Below are 17,703 nucleotides of genomic sequence, written 5' to 3' on the forward strand. Positions count from 1 at the left end.
TGTCGTTCCGACACGCCGTACGCTGCCCCGCGTGTCCACACCGCTTTTCTGGCGCGTGCTCATGGTGGTCGACCGGGGCCTGATCGCGCTGACTGGCAAGCTCGAGGTCTCGGGCGACATCCCGCCGGACCTTCTCGGCAAGCCGTTGCTGCTCGCCTCCAACCACATCGGCAACCTCGACCCGATGGTGCTCATCGCGGCCTGCCGAAAGATCGGCGTCAACCCGCGGTTCATGCTCGCGGGCGGTCTGCTCGACGCACCGATCCTGGGCCCGGCGCTGAAGGCGTGCGGTCACCTGCGCGTCGATCGGCGGTCGGCGAACGTCGGTGAGGCGATGCACCGGGCCGTCGAGGCGTTGCGGAAGGGCGGCGACCCGATCGCCGTCTATCCCGAGGGCAAGATCAGCCTCGACCCCGGTCTGTGGCCGGAGCGCGGCAAGACCGGCGTGGCCCGCATGGCGCTGGGCGGCGGCATCCCGGTGATCCCCATCAGCCAGTGGGGCGCGCACGAGGCCGTGTACTGGGGCAACCTGCACGTCTCCGGCTGGAGGGACGCTCTGCCGTACCTGACGTCGTGGCTGCGCGCGGTCCGCAAGCGGCCGACGTTCAAGGTCCACTTCGGCAAGCCCGTCGAACTGACGGACCTGAACGCCGAGACGATGGGCGACGCCCGGCGCGCGCACGAGCGGATCATGCGCGCGATCACCGAGGGCTTGGCGCCGTTGCGTCTCGACGAGCCGGACGTGCCGCGCTTCCAGGACCCGACCCGCCCGACGACCGGCGTCTCGCCCTGGCGGCCCGCCTGATCGAGTAACCGATCACCGTGATCAGCATGAGCAGCGGCATCGGATTGCCCCTCCACAGGCTGATCGCGAAGTCGATCACCGGGATGACCAGTGCCGCGACGAACGTGAACGCGCTCGCCGTGGGCAGCTTGACCTTCGAGTCCGCCCACGGCGTGCGCCCCCACGGTTTCGCGACGCTGAGCCACGCCTGGAACGCGATCGCGCCGATCATGAGCGCGGTGCCGACCGGCATCCACGCGGTGACGTGCCCGTTCAGGGCTTCCTGCAGGTTGTCGCTCAGGATGAAGACGCCGATGTAGAGCTGGCTGATCGTGATCACGAACTTCGCGAGCACCCACCAGTGCCGGAAGTAGCCCCACGGCGTCGTGGCGCTGAGCATGAAGCCGCTGAACGCGCTGGTGTTGGCCATGATCGCGAGCACGCTGTGGTCGAGGTAGCGAGCCATCCTGAACGCGTTGAGGTCACCCGACTTCATGCCGTAGAGCACGAGGGCGAGCAACGCCACGGCCTGGCTGAGCCAGCCCACGGACGTGACGACGTGCAGCCACACCAACAGGGTCCGAGCGCGCTTCTGCATGACATGTAGCTTGCCTACGCATCAGCACGAGCACATCAGGGATCGCCCCTAGGAGAGCTCGTGCAGCCGAGCCCGCACCTCAGGAGTGAGCGGGTGGTCGTAGTCCTCGTAGATCGTCAACGCTTCCAGCAGGTGCGTCCGCGCCACGTCCGGCTGACCGGCACTCGTCTCCCCCAAGCCGTGCAACGCCTCCGCGAGGCTCTTGCGGTCGCCGAGCACGCGCAGGAACGCGACCGCGTGCCGGAACGAGTCGCGCGCCTCGACGCGCAGCCCCAGCTTCGCCTGCGCCCAGCCGATGCTCACGAGCGCCATGGCCTTGCCGTGGGGAGCGTCGTGCGAGTCCATCAGTTCGAACGCCGTCCGCGCCGACTCCAGCGACGCCTCGAACTGACCCGCCGAGCGCAGGTTGTCGCTCAGGAACAACCTCGTGCCGCCCTCCCCGAACCACGAACCGACCTCGGCGTGCCCGCGCAGGGCCTCGCCGAACCGATCGACGGCGAGGTCGAACTGGCGCAGGCCGCCGTACGCCATGCCCAGGCCGGTCAGACTCCACGCGGCACCGGCGGAGTCGCCGATCTCGCGCCGGATCGCGAGCGCGCGGTCGAAGAGTTCCAACGCGTCCGCGAAACGCTGACCGCGGAACGCCGAGAGCGCCTGGCCGTGCACCGCCCACGCGCGCGCGGCCTGGTTGCCGTCACGGGCGGCGGTGCGTTCGGCGACGCGGTACGTGCGAGTCCACTCGTCCAGTGCACTCGACACGATGAAGTAGTTCCACAGCGCCACCGGGATCTGCCACGCCGCCGGCGAGTGGTGCTCCTCCGCGAGCCTCGCCGCCGCCAGCAGGTTCGCGGATTCCGTGCGGCACCAGGTGAAGGCCTCGTCGTGCGCGATGAAGTCCTGAGTGGACAGTGGAGGCAGCAGGAACGCGGGGTGGTCCGGCGGTGCGATGACGGTGCCCGCGGCGTTCGCGGTGTCGAAGTACCAGCCCAGCAGGCGTTTCACGGCCTCGTCGCGGCCGTCCGACGACTCCTCGGTGGCACTGAGTTCCGTGGCGTACAGGCGAAGCAGGTCGTGCAGCCGGAACCGGCCGCGCGCGACCTCCTCCACCATGTGCCCGCCAGCCAGCACGTCCAGCAACGTTCGCGCCCGCGACACCGGCGCACCCACGAGCGCTGCCGCGGCGTTCAGACTGATCTCGGCGCCGGGATGCAGTCCGATCAGCCGGAACATCCTGGCGGCGTCCGGTTTCAGCGCGAGGTACGACCACGAGAAGGCGGCACGCACGGCCGTGTCCTCGTCGTCGCCCGTGGCCAGCACGTTCAACCGGTCGTGCTCGTCGGCGAGATCGCTCGCGAGATCGGCCAGCGTGAGATGCGGGCGCGTGACGACGCGTTCGGCCGCGATCCGCACCGCCAGTGGCAGATGCCCGCACAGTTCGACGAGCTTGGCCGCGGCGGCGGGTTCGGCGGCGACGCGGTCCGCGCCCACCGCGGACGTCAGCAGCGCCAGCCCCTCGTCACGGGTCAGGATCGACAACGTCAGCGAATGCGCGCCATCACGGGCGACCAGGCCGCCGAGGTGGTTGCGGGACGTCACGAGCACCATCGACGTCGACCGGCCCGGCAGCAGCGGACGGACCTGCTCGGCCAGCCGCGCGTTGTCGAGCAGCACCAGAACCCGTTTGCCCGCAAGGACACTGCGGTACAGCGCGGACTTCGCGGGCAGGTCCTCCGGAATGCGTTCGGACGGCACGCCGAGGCTCTGCAGCAACTGGTGCAACGCGGCGGCGGGCTGCACGGGCGGCGCCGACGAGTCGAACCCGCGCAGGTCGACGTGCAGCTGACCGTCCGGGAACCGCGACGCCACCTGATGCGCGAACCGCACGGCCAGCGCGGTCTTGCCGACGCCGCCGGTGCCGGTGATCGCGACGAGCACCGGCGAGTGGTCGTGCGGAACGACCTCGGCGAGCTTCGCGAGCTCCTTCTCCCTGCCGGTGAAGTCGCGGATCTCGTGCGGCAACTGGACCGGCACCAGCACGGGCGCCGCGGGTTCCGGCTGCGGGTCGTGACGGCCGACGAGCACCTGTTCGTGCAGGTGGCGCAGTTCCGGACCGGGCTCGATGCCCAGTTCCTCGATCAGCAGCCGGCGCAGGTCCGTGTAGACGGCGAGCGCCTCCGCCTGCCGTCCGCCGCGGAACAGCGCGGACATCAGCAGGCCGTGCAGCCTCTCGCGCAACGGATGCGCGCTGACCAACGTGGTGAGTTCCGCCGCCACCTCGGCCTCACGCCCGACCGTCAGCATCAACGCCGCACGCTGCTCCACGGCCGTGAGTCGCATCTCGGCCAGGCGCGCGCGTTCCACCGCCGCGAACGGCCCGGGGACACCGTCCAGAGCGAGGCCCCGCCACAGATCCAGCGCGGTGTCGAACGCCGTGATGGCCTCGGCGGGCCTGTCGCGCAGACGCCCGGCCTCGTCCAGACGCGCGCGGAAAACAGCGGCGTCCGAACTACCGGACGGCAACCTCAGCAAGTATCCAGCGTTCGTGGAGAGCAGCACGGAACTCGGCGCCCGCGACGCCCTGTCCGGTTCGAAGAGCCTGCGGAGCCCCGCGACGTAGGTGTGGATGCCGTTGTCGGCGCTGGCGGGTGGATCTTCGCCCCACACGGCGTCGATGAGCTCACTGCGCGACACGACGTGATTCGCGCGCAACGCGAGCACGGCGAGCACAGCTCTCTGCCGCGGCGGACCGAGCGTGAGCTCCTTGCCGTCCACCGTGGCCGCGAGCGCGCCCAGCAAGCTGACGCGCAACTCGTTCTGCACCCTGTGTCTCACTTCGTCGCTGTCCGCGTTCAGCTAGCAACCTACCGTCAGTTTTCGTCCAGAAGCCATCCAGAAGGCGTGCAGAGAGGTTCTCCACACTTCACTCAGGTGGATTGGGCCGAAATGAGGGGCGGGGAATGAACGCGGCCGAGGTATTCGACACTCTCGGGCTGGAATACCAACGCGCTTGGTCGCACCAGCCCGCACTGCACGGCACTCTCGCGTGGTTCGCCGCGACCCAGCCCTCCGGCTCGCGCGTCCTGGACATCGGCTGCGGCACGGGCGTTCCCGTGGCGCGGACGCTGGCCAAGGCGGGCATGAGGGTCACCGGTCTCGACGTCTCCCCGGTGATGGTCGACATCGCGACCACCCAGGTCCCCGACGCCACGTTCCACAAGATCGACATCCGCGACTTCGAGTCACCTCCCGGTTCGTGGGACGTCATCTGCGCCGTCTTCTCGCTGCTGCAGATGACCCAGGCCGAGATCATCCAGACCCTCGGCCGGATCTCGACCTGGCTGCGGCCCGGCGGCCACTTCTTCCTCGCCACCGTCGCCGTCGACGTCGAACAGGTCACCCTGCCCTGGATGGGCCAGGAGATCGAGGTGTCGTCGTTCTCCGAGGAGAACTTCGAGGCGCACCTGGGCCAGGTCGGCCTGCGGGTCGTGCGCCGGAGCCGGCCGGTCTTCACCCCGTCCTACCCCGGCGCCATGCCCGAGGAGTCGCTGCACCTGGTGTGCCAGCGCCCTTAGTCCAGCGGCGCTAGCGAGCGAACGGGCGGAGCTCGACCGGCGCCGCACCTTCACGCACGTCGCCGTCCTGCACGGTCCACGCGCTCGCCTGCAACCGCTCGTCGGTCAGCAGGAAGAACCCGACCGGCCGATCGCCGTCGGCATCCACCAGCCGCGCCAGTTCGGCGACCTGCGCGCGCAGCCAGTCGACGGACTGCTCACGGATGTCGCCGCCGTAGAACACGTACAGCGTCGAGTTGAACGGCCGCGACGGAATCGCCCACCCGGCGGAGTACAGGTCGTGGTGGTGCGTGGCCAGCACCTGCTCGACCACTTCGCGCTGTCCGTGGGTGAACTCGACCCAGCCGCGCACACCGACGTACATCCCCATCAGTGCTGCTCCGCCAGCGCTCGGCCGATGAAGTGCGCCGACAACAGGGCGAAGATGTAGGCCTGCAGAACCTGCACCAGCGCCTCCAGGAAGAACAGCGCGATGGCGAGCGCGAAGCCCAGCAGCGACACCGGCTTGAGGTAGATCGGCGCGTTGAACAGCAGGAACTCGCTGCCGATCGTGAACACCAGGATCAGCAGGTGGCCCGCGAACATCGCCGCGAACACCCGGATCGCGAGGTTCACCGGGTCGAAGAAGAACTTGAGGATGACCTCGGTCGGGATCAGCAGGCCCCACAGCACGGGCTTCGGCACGTCCGGAATGACGAACTGGTTGCGCAGATAGCCCCTGAGCCCGAACTTCCTGATGCCCACGTAGTGGTAGAGCGGGAAAATGATCAGCAACGCGACGGCCGCGGGGAACCCGCTGTGCGTGAACGTCGGGAACTGGATGAACGGAATCAACCCGTAGAGGTTGTTCACGAGCACGAAGCAGAAGATGCTGACGATCAGCGGCACGTACGGCGCGAATTCTTTGGCGCCTATCTGCTCACGCGCGATGGTGTTGCGACCGAAGTCGTAGACCGACTCGGCGGCGAACTGCCAGCGCGACGGGATCAGCTTCATGCTCCTGGTGGTGACCAGGAAGAACGCCAGGATGATCGCCACCGACAGGACCAGCAGCGCCTGCGGTTTGGTGACGGAGAAGTCGAACGGCAGACCCAGCGGCTCGCGCCAGGTGAAAATAGGTGGAAGCAGAATGTCTTCTTTGCCCGGAGGGCTGAAGACGTCGTTACCGGCCATAGGGCGAACCCCCTCGTCCATGGTCTGGGACCAGACTTTAGCGGACGAGGGGGACGCAGATCACAGCAGGGTCACGGTCACACCGGAATGACGGTCGGCACGATCATCGGCCGGCGGCGGTAGGTCTCCGCCACCCAACGCCCGACGACGCGGCGCACGGCCTGAGCCACGCGGTGCGTGTCGGCGATGCCCTCGGCCTCGGTGCGCGCCAGCTCCATCTCCACGAGCGGCACCACGGCCTCCAGCGCCTTGGGGTCGTCGGAGAAGCCGCGGCCGGAGATCGTCGGCGCCGTCACGGCCCGCCCGGTCGTCTGGTCGATGGCGACCGAGATCGAGATGAAGCCGCCCTCTCCCAGCACCAGCCGGTCCGACAGCGTCGACTCGCCGACGTCGCCCACGGACAGGCCGTCGACGTACACGTGGCCGACGACGACGCGGCCGGACACCGCCGCCTTGCCGTCGATCAGGTCCACGACGACGCCGTCCTCGGCGATCACCACGTGGTCCTCGGCAACGCCGGTGGCGACCGCCAGAGCCGCGTTCGCCCTCAAGTGCCTCCACTCGCCGTGCACCGGCATCACGTTGGACGGCCGCACGGCGTTGTAGAGGAACAGGAGCTCGCCGGCCGGTGAGTGGCCGGAGACGTGCACCTTGGCGTTGCCCTGGTGCACGACGGTCGCGCCGAGCTTGGCGAGGCCGTTGACGACGTTGAAGACCGCGTTCTCGTTGCCGGGGATCAGCGACGACGCGAGGATCACCGTGTCGCCCTCCCGGATCGAGATCTGGCGGTGGTCGCCGCGGGCCATGCGAGACAGCGCCGACAGCGGCTCTCCCTGCGACCCGGTGGAGACGAAGATGACCTCGTCCTCCTCCATCCGCATCGCGACGTCGAGGTCGACGAACAGACCGTCGGGCACGTTCAGGAAGCCCAGGTCGGACGCGATGCCCATGTTGCGGACCATCGACCGGCCGACGAACGCGATCTTGCGCTTGTACTGCACGGCGACGTCGAGGACCTGCTGGACGCGGTGCACGTGCGAGGCGAAGCAGGCCACGATGACCCGCTGGTCCGCCTTGCGGATCACGTTCTCCAGCACGGGGCCGATCTCGCGCTCGGGCACCACGAAGCCGGGCACCTCGGCGTTGGTCGAGTCGACCAGGAAGAGGTCGACGCCCTCGTCGCCGAGGCGCGAGAAGCCCGCCAGGTCGGTCAGGCGGCCGTCCAGGGGCAGCTGGTCGAGCTTGATGTCGCCGGTGTGCAGGACGAGCCCCGCGGCGGTGCGGATGGCCACGGCCAGCGCGTCCGGGATGGAGTGGTTGACGGCGAAGAACTCGAGCTCGAACGGCCCGTACGAGCGCCGCTCCCCCTCCTTGACCTCCACGAGCCGTGGGGTCTGGCGGTGCTCACGGCACTTGGCGGCGAGCAGCGCCAGCGTGAAGCGGGAACCCACGACCTGCACGTCGGGGCGCAGCTTCAGCAGGAACGGGACCGCGCCGATGTGGTCCTCGTGGCCGTGCGTCAGGACGATGGCCTCGATGTCGTCGAGCCGGTCCTCGATGGCGCGGAAGTCGGGCAGGATCAGGTCCACGCCCGGTTGGTCGTCTTCGGGGAAAAGAACGCCGCAGTCGACCACGAGCAGCCTTCCGGCATGCTCGAAGACGGTCATGTTGCGGCCGATCTCGCCAATTCCGCCGAGTGCGACGACGCGGAGGCCGCCTTCCGGCAGTGCGGGCGGTAGTTCGGTCGATTGGGTCACGCGTTGACTCCCAGTTCGGCCGCGATGGCCTCGATGTCCTCGGCTGCGGCAGGCACCAGCGGCAGACGGGGCTCACCCACGTCCAGTCCGCGCAGGCGCAGCGCAGCCTTCGTGTACGTCACGCCGGGAACCCGGCGGAATGGTCGCAGCAACGGCAGCAGCGACTCGTGGATTTCTTTTGCCCGGACCACGTTTCCGGATTCATACGCATCAATGAGATCCCGCAGGCGATCCGCCGCGAGGTGGCCGATGACGCTCACGAACCCGACGGCGCCCACGGACAGCCACGGCAGGTTCAGCGGGTCGTCACCCGAGTAGTAGGCGAGGTCGGTGCTCGCGATCACCCTGCTGCCCGCGTGCAGGTCGCCCTTGGCGTCCTTCACGGCGAGGATCCGCGGGTGTTCCGCCAGGCGCAGAAGGGTGTCGACCTCGATCGGCACGACCGCGCGCGGCGGGATGTCGTAGAGCATCACCGGCAGTTCCGACGCGTCCGCGACGGCGGTGAAGTGCGCCAGCAGGCCCTCCTGCGGCGGCCTCGAGTAGTACGGCGTCACGACCAGAGCGCCGTGCGCTCCGGACTTCTCGGCCTGCTGCGCCAGGTGAACGCTGTGCGCGGTGTCGTACGTGCCGGCGCCGGCGACCACGGTCGCGCGGTCGCCCACGGCTTCGACGACGGCCGTGATCAGCGCGGCCTTCTCCCGATCGGTCGTCGTCGGGCTCTCGCCGGTCGTGCCGTTCACGACCAGGCCGTCGTTGCCCAGGTCCACCAGGTGTTTCGCCAGTTCCTGCGCCTTGGGGAGATCGACCTCGCCGCGCGAGTCGAAAGGCGTGACCATAGCGGTGAGAACGCGGCCGAACGGGCGGTCCGGCCCTGCGTACGGGCTTCCTGGCATGCGCAGAAACTACCCGAGTTCACACACTTCGGTTCAACGACCGCACCCGTTGCACCGCGTCGGCGTCACCGCTGTATTCCACGCGGGCCTCATCGCGCCCGAACGCGAGCATCACGAGCTCGGACACCTCACCGGTGATCACCACTCCGTTCGCGCCCTGCTTGGCGACGATGTGCTCGCCATCAGGCCGTACGAGCGTCACGCCCACGGGCGACGACTTGTACGTCATGCGCGCGGTGAACGGCAGCAGCTTCCACAGGACCTTTTCGCGTCGCTCGTCGTACGGCCGCGGCTCCCAATCGGTCTGCGCACGCCGCACGTCCTCGTGATGCACGAAGTACTCGCCCGTGTTCATCAGGTCGTCGACCGGCTGAATCCAGAACGGAGGCGTGCGGACCAGATCGAGGAGTTCGCTCCACGCCTTGTGCGTGTAGTCCTCCTGGACCTTCTCCGTCCACTTCGCGAAGACCGGCAGCACGATGCCCGGCGCGGTGTCCGGGCGGCGTTCGCGGATCGCGAGGTGCGCGGCCAGGTCCTTGGTCAGCCAGGTGCCGCACAAGGTCGGCGCGTCCGGGCCGAGCTCGGTCATCAGGTCGACGAGCGCCTTGCGTTCGTCACGGGCGAGACTCACACCCCTATTGCACCACAGCCGGCTGTCAGGCCTCGTTCGGCTTGTAGCAGCTCTTGAACCCGTCGGGCTTGGACGAGTTGTCGGCCAGCAGCTTGACCACCTGGTCGCGCTTCAGGTTCTCGGGGTAACCGGGCCAGTCCGGTTCCTGCCCGTTGACGTGCAGCTCGTCCAGCCAGTAGCCGGACTGCCCGGAGGTCTTGGCCATCTCCAGGTCGCAGCCCTTCACCCGCACCATCACCTCGATGGTCTTCTCCGAGGACTTGATCGTGCGCTTGCCGACCTTCTTGGACTTCTTCTCGGTCTCCGTGCTCGGTTCGCCGGGGTTGCTGAAACCGGCGGCCTTGAGCTCGGCGACGAACTTGTCCTCGTTGCTGGCGCACGCCGTCAGGGCGGCCGCACTGCCGAGGACCAACAAGGCGGAGATGATCCGTCTCTTCACGTTCAGTTGTCCTTCTTCGCGCTGATCGAGCCGTCGAGTTTGCTGCTGTCCTTGGCACTGGCGAGGCACCAGATCTTGCGCTCGGCGTTACCGCTCTTGTCCTTGGTCCACGAGCTTTCGCTCGGCACGAGAGTGGTGAGCTTGAGCTTCGATCCGTCCTTGACCCACTGCGAGTTCAGCGTCATCTCGCAGCGTGCCACGCCGAGGCTCTTCAGGGAGTCGACTCCGGGATATGCGGCGTCGGGCAGGTTCGACGCGACGGGCAGCGTGTCGATCACGTCGAACACCTCGAAGTCGTGCGGCTTGTCGCACTCCTCGCGGGTGTCGGAGTTGAGCAGCTTGGCCGGCGCGACGTCACCGATGCCGCACGTGTTCTCGTAGAGCCCGAACACCGGCACCTCGGCACCCTCGCCGTAGGTGAGGGCCTGGCTGCCGCTGCTGGCTCCGGGCGTCGTGAACGCCTTGTGCGCGAAGATGCCGCCCGTGAACGCCGCCGCGGCGATGACGACGGCGCCGACCAACGCGAAGACGCGGTTGCGCTTCTTCTTCGCCGGATCGACGGCCGCGGCCTGCTGGTACTGCTGGGTCTGCGCCGGCGCGATGCCGGTGGGCGGCGTCGGCTGGTTGCCGATGCTGGAGAGCATCGCGCGGGCCTGCGGGCCGGACAGGCGGGCGTTCGGGTCCGCGATCAGCAGACCGGTGATGACGGCGCTCAGCACGCCCGTCGCACGGGTCAGCCGCGGCGTCTCGCTCATGATCGCGTGCAGCGTCGAGGCCGTGGAGGAGCGCTCGAACGGGCTCCAGCCCTCGACGGCGTAGCAAAGCGTGGCTCCGAGAGCCCACAGGTCGGACGCGGGGCCAGCCTCGTGGCCGTGGATGCGTTCCGGCGCCATGTACGCGGGCGAGCCGATGAGGCTGCCGCTGGTGGTCAGGCGCGGGTCGTCGACGGCCTGGGCGATGCCGAAGTCGGTGAGCTTGAGCTTGCCGTCCGGGCGCACCATCAGGTTGCCGGGCTTCACGTCGCGGTGCACGATCCCGGCCTGGTGCGCGGTCTCGAGCGCCGACAACGCCTGCAGCGCGATCGACACGACCTGATTCTGCGGCATCGGGCCGTGCGTGCTGATCAACGTCGACAGCGTCGCCGCGTCGACCAGCTCCATGATGATGTAGGTCAGGCCGTTCTCGTTGATCGCGTCGTAGACCGTCACGACGGCGGGGTCGTTGAGCTTGCCGGCGGTGCGCGCCTCACGCAGGGCGCGCTCTTCGAGCACGCGGCGTTCCTCGTGCGCGATGCCGTCCGGCAGGTGCAGTTCCTTGATCGCGACGAAGCGTCCGATGTGACGGTCCTGGGCGCGCCAGACGATGCCCATGCCGCCACGACCGAGCTCCGCGATCAGGGCGTACCTGCCCGCGATGACGCGTGGTTCGACAGCCTGTCCGTGCAACGTGCGCTCCTACTACCTCGGAACCGGGGTCGTTGACGGTACTTCAGACCCGCCTAATGGAGGATCGGTTCCTAGGCTTCCGGCGCTACAACCAGTTCGTGACCTGCGGCACGCAAAGCGAGCACCGCACGCTCCAGATCTGTGTGCTTCACCAACAGGTGGTCCGTGTCGTAAGTGGACAACGCGAACAGCGAGACGCCCGCGGCCGCCAGTTCACCGGCCAGAGCGGCCATGATGCCGGTGAGCGTGAACTCCAGCGGCCCGCGCACGGTGAGCAGCCGCCAGCCCTTCTCCGCGGTGTCACCGTCCACGGCGAACGATGCCGGCGCGATGATCGACAACTCGGCCGGCGTCCTGGTGACGGACACCAGCACGTCGGTGAGGTCGAGCAGCCCGGCGGGGACGGGAGCGTCCGCCGCCAGGCGCGTGACCGCGTATTCGCCGGGCCGGACGTCCACGATGAGCCGCTTCATGGGCGTCAGCCTTCAACCACCAGTGGGCTGGAGGCAACTTCTGTGCCGTCCGGGAGTGTCGAGATGACGAAGTCAGCGAACGCGTTCGGCGCGGCCTTGGTCAGTTCGCGCAGGCAGGCGATGGCGAGCTCACGCAGTTCGACGTTGATGTGCTCGGTGGCGCGCATCGCGATGAAGTGCCGCCACGAGCGGTAGTTGCCCGTCACGACGATCTCGGTGCCGGTCGCGTTGGGCAGCACGGACCGTGCGATCTGCCGCGCGCGCCGGCCGTTGACGGTCTTCTCCAGGCTCTGCACGAGGTCCTCGTAGGCCTTGAGGCTCGCCTCCGTCGCGGCGACGAACCGCGCGTGCAGCTCGGGGTCCTTCGCGATCAGGTCCGGCTCCACGACGTCGGTCGGGTCGGTGCGCTGGGAGAGCTGCGAGTACGAGAAGTGCCGGTGCCGGATCAGCTCGTGGGTGAGCGAACGGGACAGCTCGGTCAGGTAGAGCGACGCGCTGCCGTGCTCGAACGCGGCGAGGTGCCCGACGTCGAGCAGGTGGTGCAGGAACGTCGCGTTGGTGTTCGTCATGGGGTTCGAGCGGTCCCACGACTGGTAGCAAGCCCGGCCGGCGAACTCGACGAGCGCCGCGCCGCCGTCCGCGTCGGTCGTCCACGGCACGTCGTCCGGCGGGATGAACTCGGTCTTAGCCACCAAACGCACTCTCGGCATGGGCCGAGATTAGCCCTGACATCAGGTGGTGGTTGCACGATGTCGGAAGTGACGTCATAGTGGTGTCATGGATCTGTCGCCGTACATCGCGTCACTGCGCGAGGACCTGGCGACGGCCGCATCAGCGGGGGACGAGAACACCCGTCGAACGGCCGCCGCGTTGTCCGCAGCGCTCGAGCCAGCCGCGCGACTGGCAATCATGAACGCACTGTCCGACCTGGCCGCGGAGGTCACCGCCTCCCTGGACGGCCAGGTCGTGGACGTCCGGCTGGCAGGCCGTGACGTCCAGGTGGTCGTCACCGGCTCGGCCGAACCGGAGCCGGAACCGGCCCCGCGGCACGAGGTGCCGAACTTTGGCGCAGGTGACGCCACGGGTGACATCAGCCGCATCACGCTGCGCATGATCAACGAGCTCAAGTCGAAGGCCGAGGCCGCCGCCGCGGCTCAGGGCGTGTCGCTGAACTCGTTCATCCAGCAGGCCGTGGGCGGCGCGGTGCACAGCAAGCACAAGCATCACGGACACAAGGGGTGGAGCGGAAACGCCGGCTCGGGCTCGCGCGTCCGCGGATGGGTGCAGGGGTGAGCGCGATGACCGAACCGACTTCAGAACCGACCGAACCGACTCCGGAACCGGCTTCCGAGCCTGCGGAGCCCGCAGGCGTGGTGCGCCGGCAGAGCTTCGAGTTCGCGGGTGTCGCCGAGATCGACATCTCGCTGCTCAGCGGCCGGGTGCAGGTGCAGCTCGTCGACGGGCCCGGTGTGCACGTCGAGGTGCGGCACGACCCGAACGCGGGCAACTCGTGGACCGAGGGTCTGTCGAGCGTGCTGAGCTGGGTCAGCGGCCAGTTCGGCGCCGACAAGGCGACTCCCCCGTCGGGCCCGGAGGAGGCCGTGCGCGACGCACGCATCGAGCTGCTGGGCAACCGTTTGCGCATCGAGTCGTCCAAGGCGCTGCCGTTGCGTGCCGTACCGCTCTCCGTGGTGGTGACGGCTCCTATGGGGTCGCACGTGTCGTCACGGACCGGTGCGGCTGACGTCATCGTCACGGGCGGTGCGGGTCGTCTCGACCTGAACACCGGCACGGGCAGCGTGTCCGCGGACCGGGCGACCGGCGAGGCCAACGTGAACTCGGGTGCCGGCACCGTGCGCCTGGGCACGATGCTCTCGTCGCTGAAGGCCAAGACGGGCAGCGGTGACGTCGAGGTGTCGTCGGTCGGCGGTACGACCACGCTGATCACCGGGACCGGCGACGTGTGGCTGGGCGCGGTGCAGGGCAACGTCCAGGTCCGCACCGGCAGCGGTGATCTGACCGTGGCCGACGCGGCGTCCGGCGAGATCCACCTGGGCACCGGCTCTGGCCACATCCGCGTCGGCATCCGGCAGGGCACGCTCGCGCGCATCGACCTGGTGTCCACGTCCGGCACCGCCCGCAGCGATTTCGACGTCTCGTCCGCGCCGCTGGGTGACGCCAGTTTGTCGGTCACGGGCCGCACGGGCAGCGGCAACGCTCTGGTGACCGCCGCTTCAAGCTGACCGGGGGGTCGGAAAAGACGTCTCCGGCTAGGGCTCCTGGAACGGTTTGGAGCCGCCGGGGACGTCGTCCGGGAAGAGCGGGCAGCGGATCTCGCCGGTCAGGAACTTCCTGATGAAGCTCGAGAAGTTCCCGCCGTACGACCAGCTCTGCATCATGTCCGTGATCACCACGGTCCACTCGTCCGGCTCGCCCTTGCTGTACCAGAGGCAGTGGTCGCCGTTGACGGTCATGCCCCAGGGCAGCAGGCCCGGCACGTCCGGGTGCACGCGCAGGCCCGGCTGGCGCCGCAGCGCACGCAGCATCTTGGGCGCCAGCGACATCCAGTTCATGAAACCGGCACGTGCTGTCGGGTGCAGGATCCGGACGTAACCGCCGACGATCAGAGGCGGATAGGCCTCGGCGAGATGCACGAAATCGCTGGGCAACGCCGTGCCCGCCCGGCCTTTGACCGCGTCCCAGTCGACCGGGTCGGGCCGCCTCTCGGGCGCTCCCAGCAGATCGATCCACTCGTCAGGCGGCACCGTTCACCTCCGTGACCCTCAAGCATCGCCTGTGGCACTAGGGATTCGGTTGTACCGCAGTCCAGCTACGACCAGTGAGACGACGGCGTCGAACGCGTCCTGAATGTGAGGATTCCCCCACTCCTGGGCGTGCGCCGGGTGGTGGAACACCTGCGTCGCGTCCCACACCGCCTGCGCCGTCCTGTCGACGTCGTCGGTCACGAACTCGTGGGTATCCACTCCCGCGCGAATGATGCGCGCGACCTGACCGACCAGGTGCTCCAGGTGGTACTCGATGACGGCGCTGTTCTCGCCCACGAGCGTCCGGAACGTGGTGAACAGCTCCACGTCCTCGGTGTGCGAGAGCCGCTTCTTGTCGAAGAGCCGCTGCAGCCAGTCCCTCAGCATGTCGGAGGCGGAGAGGGACGGCTCGAACTCCCTCTCCATCTCCTCGTGGATCGCGTCGAGCCAGCGCCGGGTCACGGCCTCCCTGAGCGCGGCCTTGGTCGCGAAGTGGCGGTAGACGCTGCCGTGGCTGACCCCGAGCGCCTTGGCGACGTCGACCACCGTCGCCTTGGCGGGGCCGTACCTGCGCAGGACCTCTTCGGTCGCCGCGAGGATCGCCTCCGAGGTCAACGCCTCCGCCACTTCATCTCACCTCTCGCTGTCCAGCATGGCCATCTGCTCGGCCGCGTAACGCGTGCCCGCGGCGGCTCCGAGCGGAGCGACGGCCTCGATCTCCCGCAATTCTGCCTCGGTGAACGTCACGTCGACGGCACCGATCGCCTCGTTCAGCCTCGCACGCTTGGTCGTGCCGACGAGAGGCACCACGTCTTCACCCCGTGACGCGACCCACGCGATCGCGAGCTGCGCGACCGTGACGCCCTTGCTCTTCGCGATCTCGTCGAGCTTCTCGACCAGGCTCTGGTTGCGGGTCAGGTTGTCGCCCTGGAACCGGGGCGCGTGACCGCGCCAGTCGCTCGCGTCGAGCGTGAGCGGCGTGGCCGAGATCAGGCCGCGCGACAGCACGCCGTACGCGGTGATGCTGATGCCGAGTTCACGGGTGGTCTGCAGGATCTCCCGCTCGACACCGCGCTCCAGCAGGCCGTACTCGATCTGCAGGTCCGCGATCGGGTGCACGGCGTGCGCGCGGCGGATGGTCTCGGCGCCGACCTCGCTCAGGCCGATGTGCCGGACGCGGCCCTTGTCGATCTGCTCGGCGATGGCGCCGATGGTGTCCTCGATCGGCACGCTCGGGTCGAGCCGCGCCGGCCGGTAGATGTCGACGTGGTCGGTGCCGAGGCGTTCCAGCGAGTACGCGAGGAAGTTGGCCACGGCGACCGGCCGGGTGTCGAACCCGATGAACGCGCCGTCGGCGTCGCGCATGCCGCCGAACTTGACGCTGAGCTGCACCTCGTCGCGACGGCCCTTGATGGCCTCGGCGACGAGCATCTCGTTGTGGCCCTGGCCGTAGAAGTCACCGGTGTCGAGGAGCGTGACGCCCGCGTCGAGGGCGGTGTGGATGGTCGCGATGCTCTCGTCCCGGTCGGCCGGGCCGTAGGCGTTGGACATGCCCATGCAGCCCAGGCCGATGGCGGACACGACCGGGCCGGTGGCTCCGAGCTGACGCTTCTGCATTTCGAACCCCTTCGTCTCTTCGGTCTCTCCACCATGCCCGATGGACTGACAGATTTCAATATCTGTCAGTCCATAGTTGTTCGGTCCATTGACAAAAGAGTTTTGAACGTTCAAAGTCTTTTTTGCGATGAGAGACGTGATCTATCTGGACCGGATGGAGCAGGCCGAGACCCTGCTCAAGCCGCAGCGCGTGGAGGTGCTGCGGCAGCTCGCCGCGCCGCGTTCGTGCACCGAGGTCGCCGAGGTGCTCGACCAGACGCCGCAACGTGTGCACTACCACGTGAAACAGCTGGTCAAGGCCGGTCTCGCGACCCAGGTGTCCGAACGCAAGGTGCGTGGCGTCCAGGAAGGCCTCTATCAGGCCGCGGCGCGGTCGTACTGGTTGTCGCCGCGGCTGGTCGGCCGGATCGGGTCGCGCGACGAGCTCGTGCTGGGCCACCTCGTCGACCTCGCCGAGCAGGTGCAGGCGGACGTGGCGGCGCTGGACCGCTCCAGCGAGTTGCCGTCCGTCGGCGTGTCCGGCGAGATCCGGGTGCGTCCAGAGGAGCGGCAGCAGTTCCTGGCCGAGCTGCAGACGACGTTGCAGGACCTCTTCACCCGTTATGGCGGCGCGGAGGGGGATGCGTTCCGCATCGCGCTCGCCTGCTACCCAAAAGGAGAAGACCGATGAGCACCGGAACCATCCGCGTCCGCACGTCCGCGTCCGCCGAGCGGATCTACCGGGCGTTGACGACCGCCGGCGACCTGCGGGTGTGGCTGGCCGAGCACGCCCACGTGGATCTGGAGGGCGGCGAGTACGAGTTCTGGGGGCGCTACACGCCGGACGGCGAACGCGGCCGGCAGAAGCTGCTGGGATTCGACGACAGGTCGGTGCGCTACTCGTGGTTGCTGTACGGCACCGAGTACACCCTTGAGCTCGCTGTGGAGGAGAGCGACGGCGAGACGCTCATCGCGGTGACGCAGTCCCCGTACCCGACCTGGGGCGTTGGCGACGACCAGTCGGAGGTCCTCCAGACGTTCTGGCCGCTGGCGCTGGGGAACCTGGTCGAACTCGTGGAGGGCCGGCCGGTGCTGGGGTTCTGCGACTTCACGTCGCCCGAGCAGCGGTTCGAGTTCGACATCGCGGCGACGCCGGCGGCCATCATCGAGGCGCTGACCGATCCTGCCGTGTTCGCGCGGTGGTTCGGAGCGCGGATGGAGATCGAGCCGCACGTCGGCGGCCGGTGGGCGATGGGGAGCCTCGCGGAGGAGGAGAACCCCGCGAAGGTCATCGCACTGGACGAGGCGAACCTCGCGCTGGAGTTCCCCGGCGGGATGGTGACGTCCTGGGAGCTGAAGGGCTCGGAGGGCAGGACGCGGCTGACGTTCGTGCAGAGCGGCTTCGACACGGCCCCCCCTCCCTACGGGCCGTGGATGGGCTGGCTGTCCGGGTTCGCGGACCTGCGCCGCATGCTGGAACTGCCCGGCTGGCGTCCGATGTGGCACTCGTTCGACATCCCCGGTGTGCCTGACGGCGTTCTCGTCCTCGAATAATCGAGTGCGAAACGGGCGGGTGA

Annotated in this window: 20 protein-coding genes; 6 read left to right on the forward strand and 14 right to left on the reverse strand. The window is 68.6% G+C overall.

Annotated features, from left to right (window positions below):
- Positions 1 to 31: 31 nt before the first annotated feature.
- Positions 32 to 805: a lysophospholipid acyltransferase family protein gene (locus ACIRG5_RS17165; RefSeq protein ID WP_402905625.1), complete on the forward strand. Its 774-nt coding sequence runs from the start codon at positions 32 to 34 to the stop codon at positions 803 to 805.
- Here the strand turns inward: ACIRG5_RS17165 and ACIRG5_RS17170 are convergent.
- Positions 702 to 1,382: a hypothetical protein gene (locus tag ACIRG5_RS17170; protein ID WP_402905627.1), complete on the reverse strand. Its 681-nt coding sequence runs from the start codon at positions 1,380 to 1,382 to the stop codon at positions 702 to 704. The two genes, ACIRG5_RS17165 and ACIRG5_RS17170, sit on opposite strands and share 104 nt — an antisense overlap.
- Positions 1,383 to 1,430: 48 nt before the next feature.
- On the reverse strand, positions 1,431 to 4,202 hold the full coding sequence (locus ACIRG5_RS17175; protein WP_402905629.1) for a BTAD domain-containing putative transcriptional regulator: 2,772 nt from the start codon (positions 4,200 to 4,202) through the stop codon (positions 1,431 to 1,433).
- 137 nt (positions 4,203 to 4,339) lie between these two features.
- Between ACIRG5_RS17175 and ACIRG5_RS17180 the strand changes: the two genes are divergently transcribed.
- A complete protein-coding gene (locus ACIRG5_RS17180) occupies positions 4,340 to 4,954 on the forward strand; it encodes a class I SAM-dependent methyltransferase (protein WP_319977409.1) in 615 nt (204 codons plus the stop codon).
- A 10-nt stretch (positions 4,955 to 4,964) separates the two neighbouring features.
- Here ACIRG5_RS17180 and ACIRG5_RS17185 read toward each other — a convergent pair whose 3' ends face one another.
- From ACIRG5_RS17185 to thyX, 9 genes are all read right to left on the reverse strand, one after another.
- On the reverse strand, positions 4,965 to 5,324 hold the full coding sequence (locus ACIRG5_RS17185) for a hypothetical protein (RefSeq protein ID WP_402905631.1): 360 nt from the start codon (positions 5,322 to 5,324) through the stop codon (positions 4,965 to 4,967).
- Positions 5,324 to 6,127, reverse strand: a complete 804-nt coding sequence (gene atpB, locus ACIRG5_RS17190) for a F0F1 ATP synthase subunit A (protein WP_402905633.1) — start codon at positions 6,125 to 6,127, stop codon at positions 5,324 to 5,326. Before atpB ends, ACIRG5_RS17185 begins: the two co-directional genes overlap by 1 nt.
- A gap of 77 nt (positions 6,128 to 6,204) precedes the next feature.
- Positions 6,205 to 7,884 (reverse strand): ribonuclease J, encoded by a 1,680-nt coding sequence (locus tag ACIRG5_RS17195; RefSeq protein WP_093597582.1) that lies wholly within the window; start codon positions 7,882 to 7,884, stop codon positions 6,205 to 6,207.
- Positions 7,881 to 8,777, reverse strand: a complete 897-nt coding sequence (gene dapA, locus ACIRG5_RS17200) for a 4-hydroxy-tetrahydrodipicolinate synthase (RefSeq protein ID WP_402905635.1) — start codon at positions 8,775 to 8,777, stop codon at positions 7,881 to 7,883. Before dapA ends, ACIRG5_RS17195 begins: the two co-directional genes overlap by 4 nt.
- Before the next feature lie 19 nt (positions 8,778 to 8,796).
- Entirely contained in the window at positions 8,797 to 9,408 is a 612-nt protein-coding gene (locus ACIRG5_RS17205) for a TIGR03085 family metal-binding protein (RefSeq protein ID WP_319977417.1), read from the reverse strand.
- A 25-nt stretch (positions 9,409 to 9,433) separates the two neighbouring features.
- Complete coding sequence (locus ACIRG5_RS17210) at positions 9,434 to 9,847, reverse strand: hypothetical protein (RefSeq protein WP_402905637.1); 414 nt, start codon at positions 9,845 to 9,847, stop codon at positions 9,434 to 9,436.
- Between the two features lie 2 nt (positions 9,848 to 9,849).
- Positions 9,850 to 11,292 (reverse strand): protein kinase, encoded by a 1,443-nt coding sequence (locus tag ACIRG5_RS17215; protein WP_402905639.1) that lies wholly within the window; start codon positions 11,290 to 11,292, stop codon positions 9,850 to 9,852.
- A gap of 71 nt (positions 11,293 to 11,363) precedes the next feature.
- The gene (locus tag ACIRG5_RS17220; RefSeq protein WP_402905641.1) at positions 11,364 to 11,765 is read right to left on the reverse strand and encodes an ACT domain-containing protein; all 402 of its coding nucleotides are present in this window, start codon (positions 11,763 to 11,765) and stop codon (positions 11,364 to 11,366) included.
- A gap of 5 nt (positions 11,766 to 11,770) precedes the next feature.
- Positions 11,771 to 12,475, reverse strand: coding sequence for an FAD-dependent thymidylate synthase (gene thyX, locus ACIRG5_RS17225; protein WP_402905643.1), 705 nt, complete (start codon positions 12,473 to 12,475; stop codon positions 11,771 to 11,773).
- A 67-nt stretch (positions 12,476 to 12,542) separates the two neighbouring features.
- Here thyX and ACIRG5_RS17230 point away from each other — a divergent pair, with 67 nt between their 5' ends.
- Positions 12,543 to 13,058, forward strand: a complete 516-nt coding sequence (locus tag ACIRG5_RS17230; protein WP_402905645.1) for a toxin-antitoxin system HicB family antitoxin — start codon at positions 12,543 to 12,545, stop codon at positions 13,056 to 13,058.
- Between the two features lie 5 nt (positions 13,059 to 13,063).
- On the forward strand, positions 13,064 to 14,008 hold the full coding sequence (locus ACIRG5_RS17235) for a DUF4097 family beta strand repeat-containing protein (protein WP_402905647.1): 945 nt from the start codon (positions 13,064 to 13,066) through the stop codon (positions 14,006 to 14,008).
- 27 nt (positions 14,009 to 14,035) lie between these two features.
- Here the strand turns inward: ACIRG5_RS17235 and ACIRG5_RS17240 are convergent, their stop codons facing one another.
- The 3 genes from ACIRG5_RS17240 to ACIRG5_RS17250 are packed head-to-tail and all read right to left on the reverse strand — an operon-like array spanning position 14,036 to position 16,147.
- Positions 14,036 to 14,530 carry a hypothetical protein gene (locus ACIRG5_RS17240; RefSeq protein ID WP_402905649.1) on the reverse strand — a complete coding sequence of 165 codons (495 nt, stop codon included), beginning with the start codon at positions 14,528 to 14,530 and terminating at the stop codon, positions 14,036 to 14,038.
- Positions 14,531 to 14,548: 18 nt separating this feature from the next.
- A complete protein-coding gene (locus tag ACIRG5_RS17245) occupies positions 14,549 to 15,157 on the reverse strand; it encodes a TetR family transcriptional regulator (RefSeq protein ID WP_402905651.1) in 609 nt (202 codons plus the stop codon).
- Positions 15,158 to 15,163: 6 nt separating this feature from the next.
- Complete coding sequence (locus ACIRG5_RS17250) at positions 15,164 to 16,147, reverse strand: aldo/keto reductase (protein WP_402905652.1); 984 nt, start codon at positions 16,145 to 16,147, stop codon at positions 15,164 to 15,166.
- 127 nt (positions 16,148 to 16,274) lie between these two features.
- On the opposite strand from ACIRG5_RS17250, the gene ACIRG5_RS17255 reads away from it, so the two are divergent.
- Both ACIRG5_RS17255 and ACIRG5_RS17260 read left to right on the forward strand, forming a co-directional pair.
- Positions 16,275 to 16,817 carry a helix-turn-helix domain-containing protein gene (locus ACIRG5_RS17255; protein ID WP_319977429.1) on the forward strand — a complete coding sequence of 181 codons (543 nt, stop codon included), beginning with the start codon at positions 16,275 to 16,277 and terminating at the stop codon, positions 16,815 to 16,817.
- Positions 16,814 to 17,680, forward strand: a complete 867-nt coding sequence (locus ACIRG5_RS17260) for an SRPBCC domain-containing protein (RefSeq protein ID WP_402905654.1) — start codon at positions 16,814 to 16,816, stop codon at positions 17,678 to 17,680. The genes ACIRG5_RS17255 and ACIRG5_RS17260 overlap by 4 nt, the downstream gene beginning before the upstream one ends.
- Positions 17,681 to 17,703: the final 23 nt, after the last annotated feature.

This window comes from Lentzea sp. NPDC102401 (assembly GCF_044765805.1).
GTDB lineage: Bacteria > Actinomycetota > Actinomycetes > Mycobacteriales > Pseudonocardiaceae > Lentzea > Lentzea sokolovensis.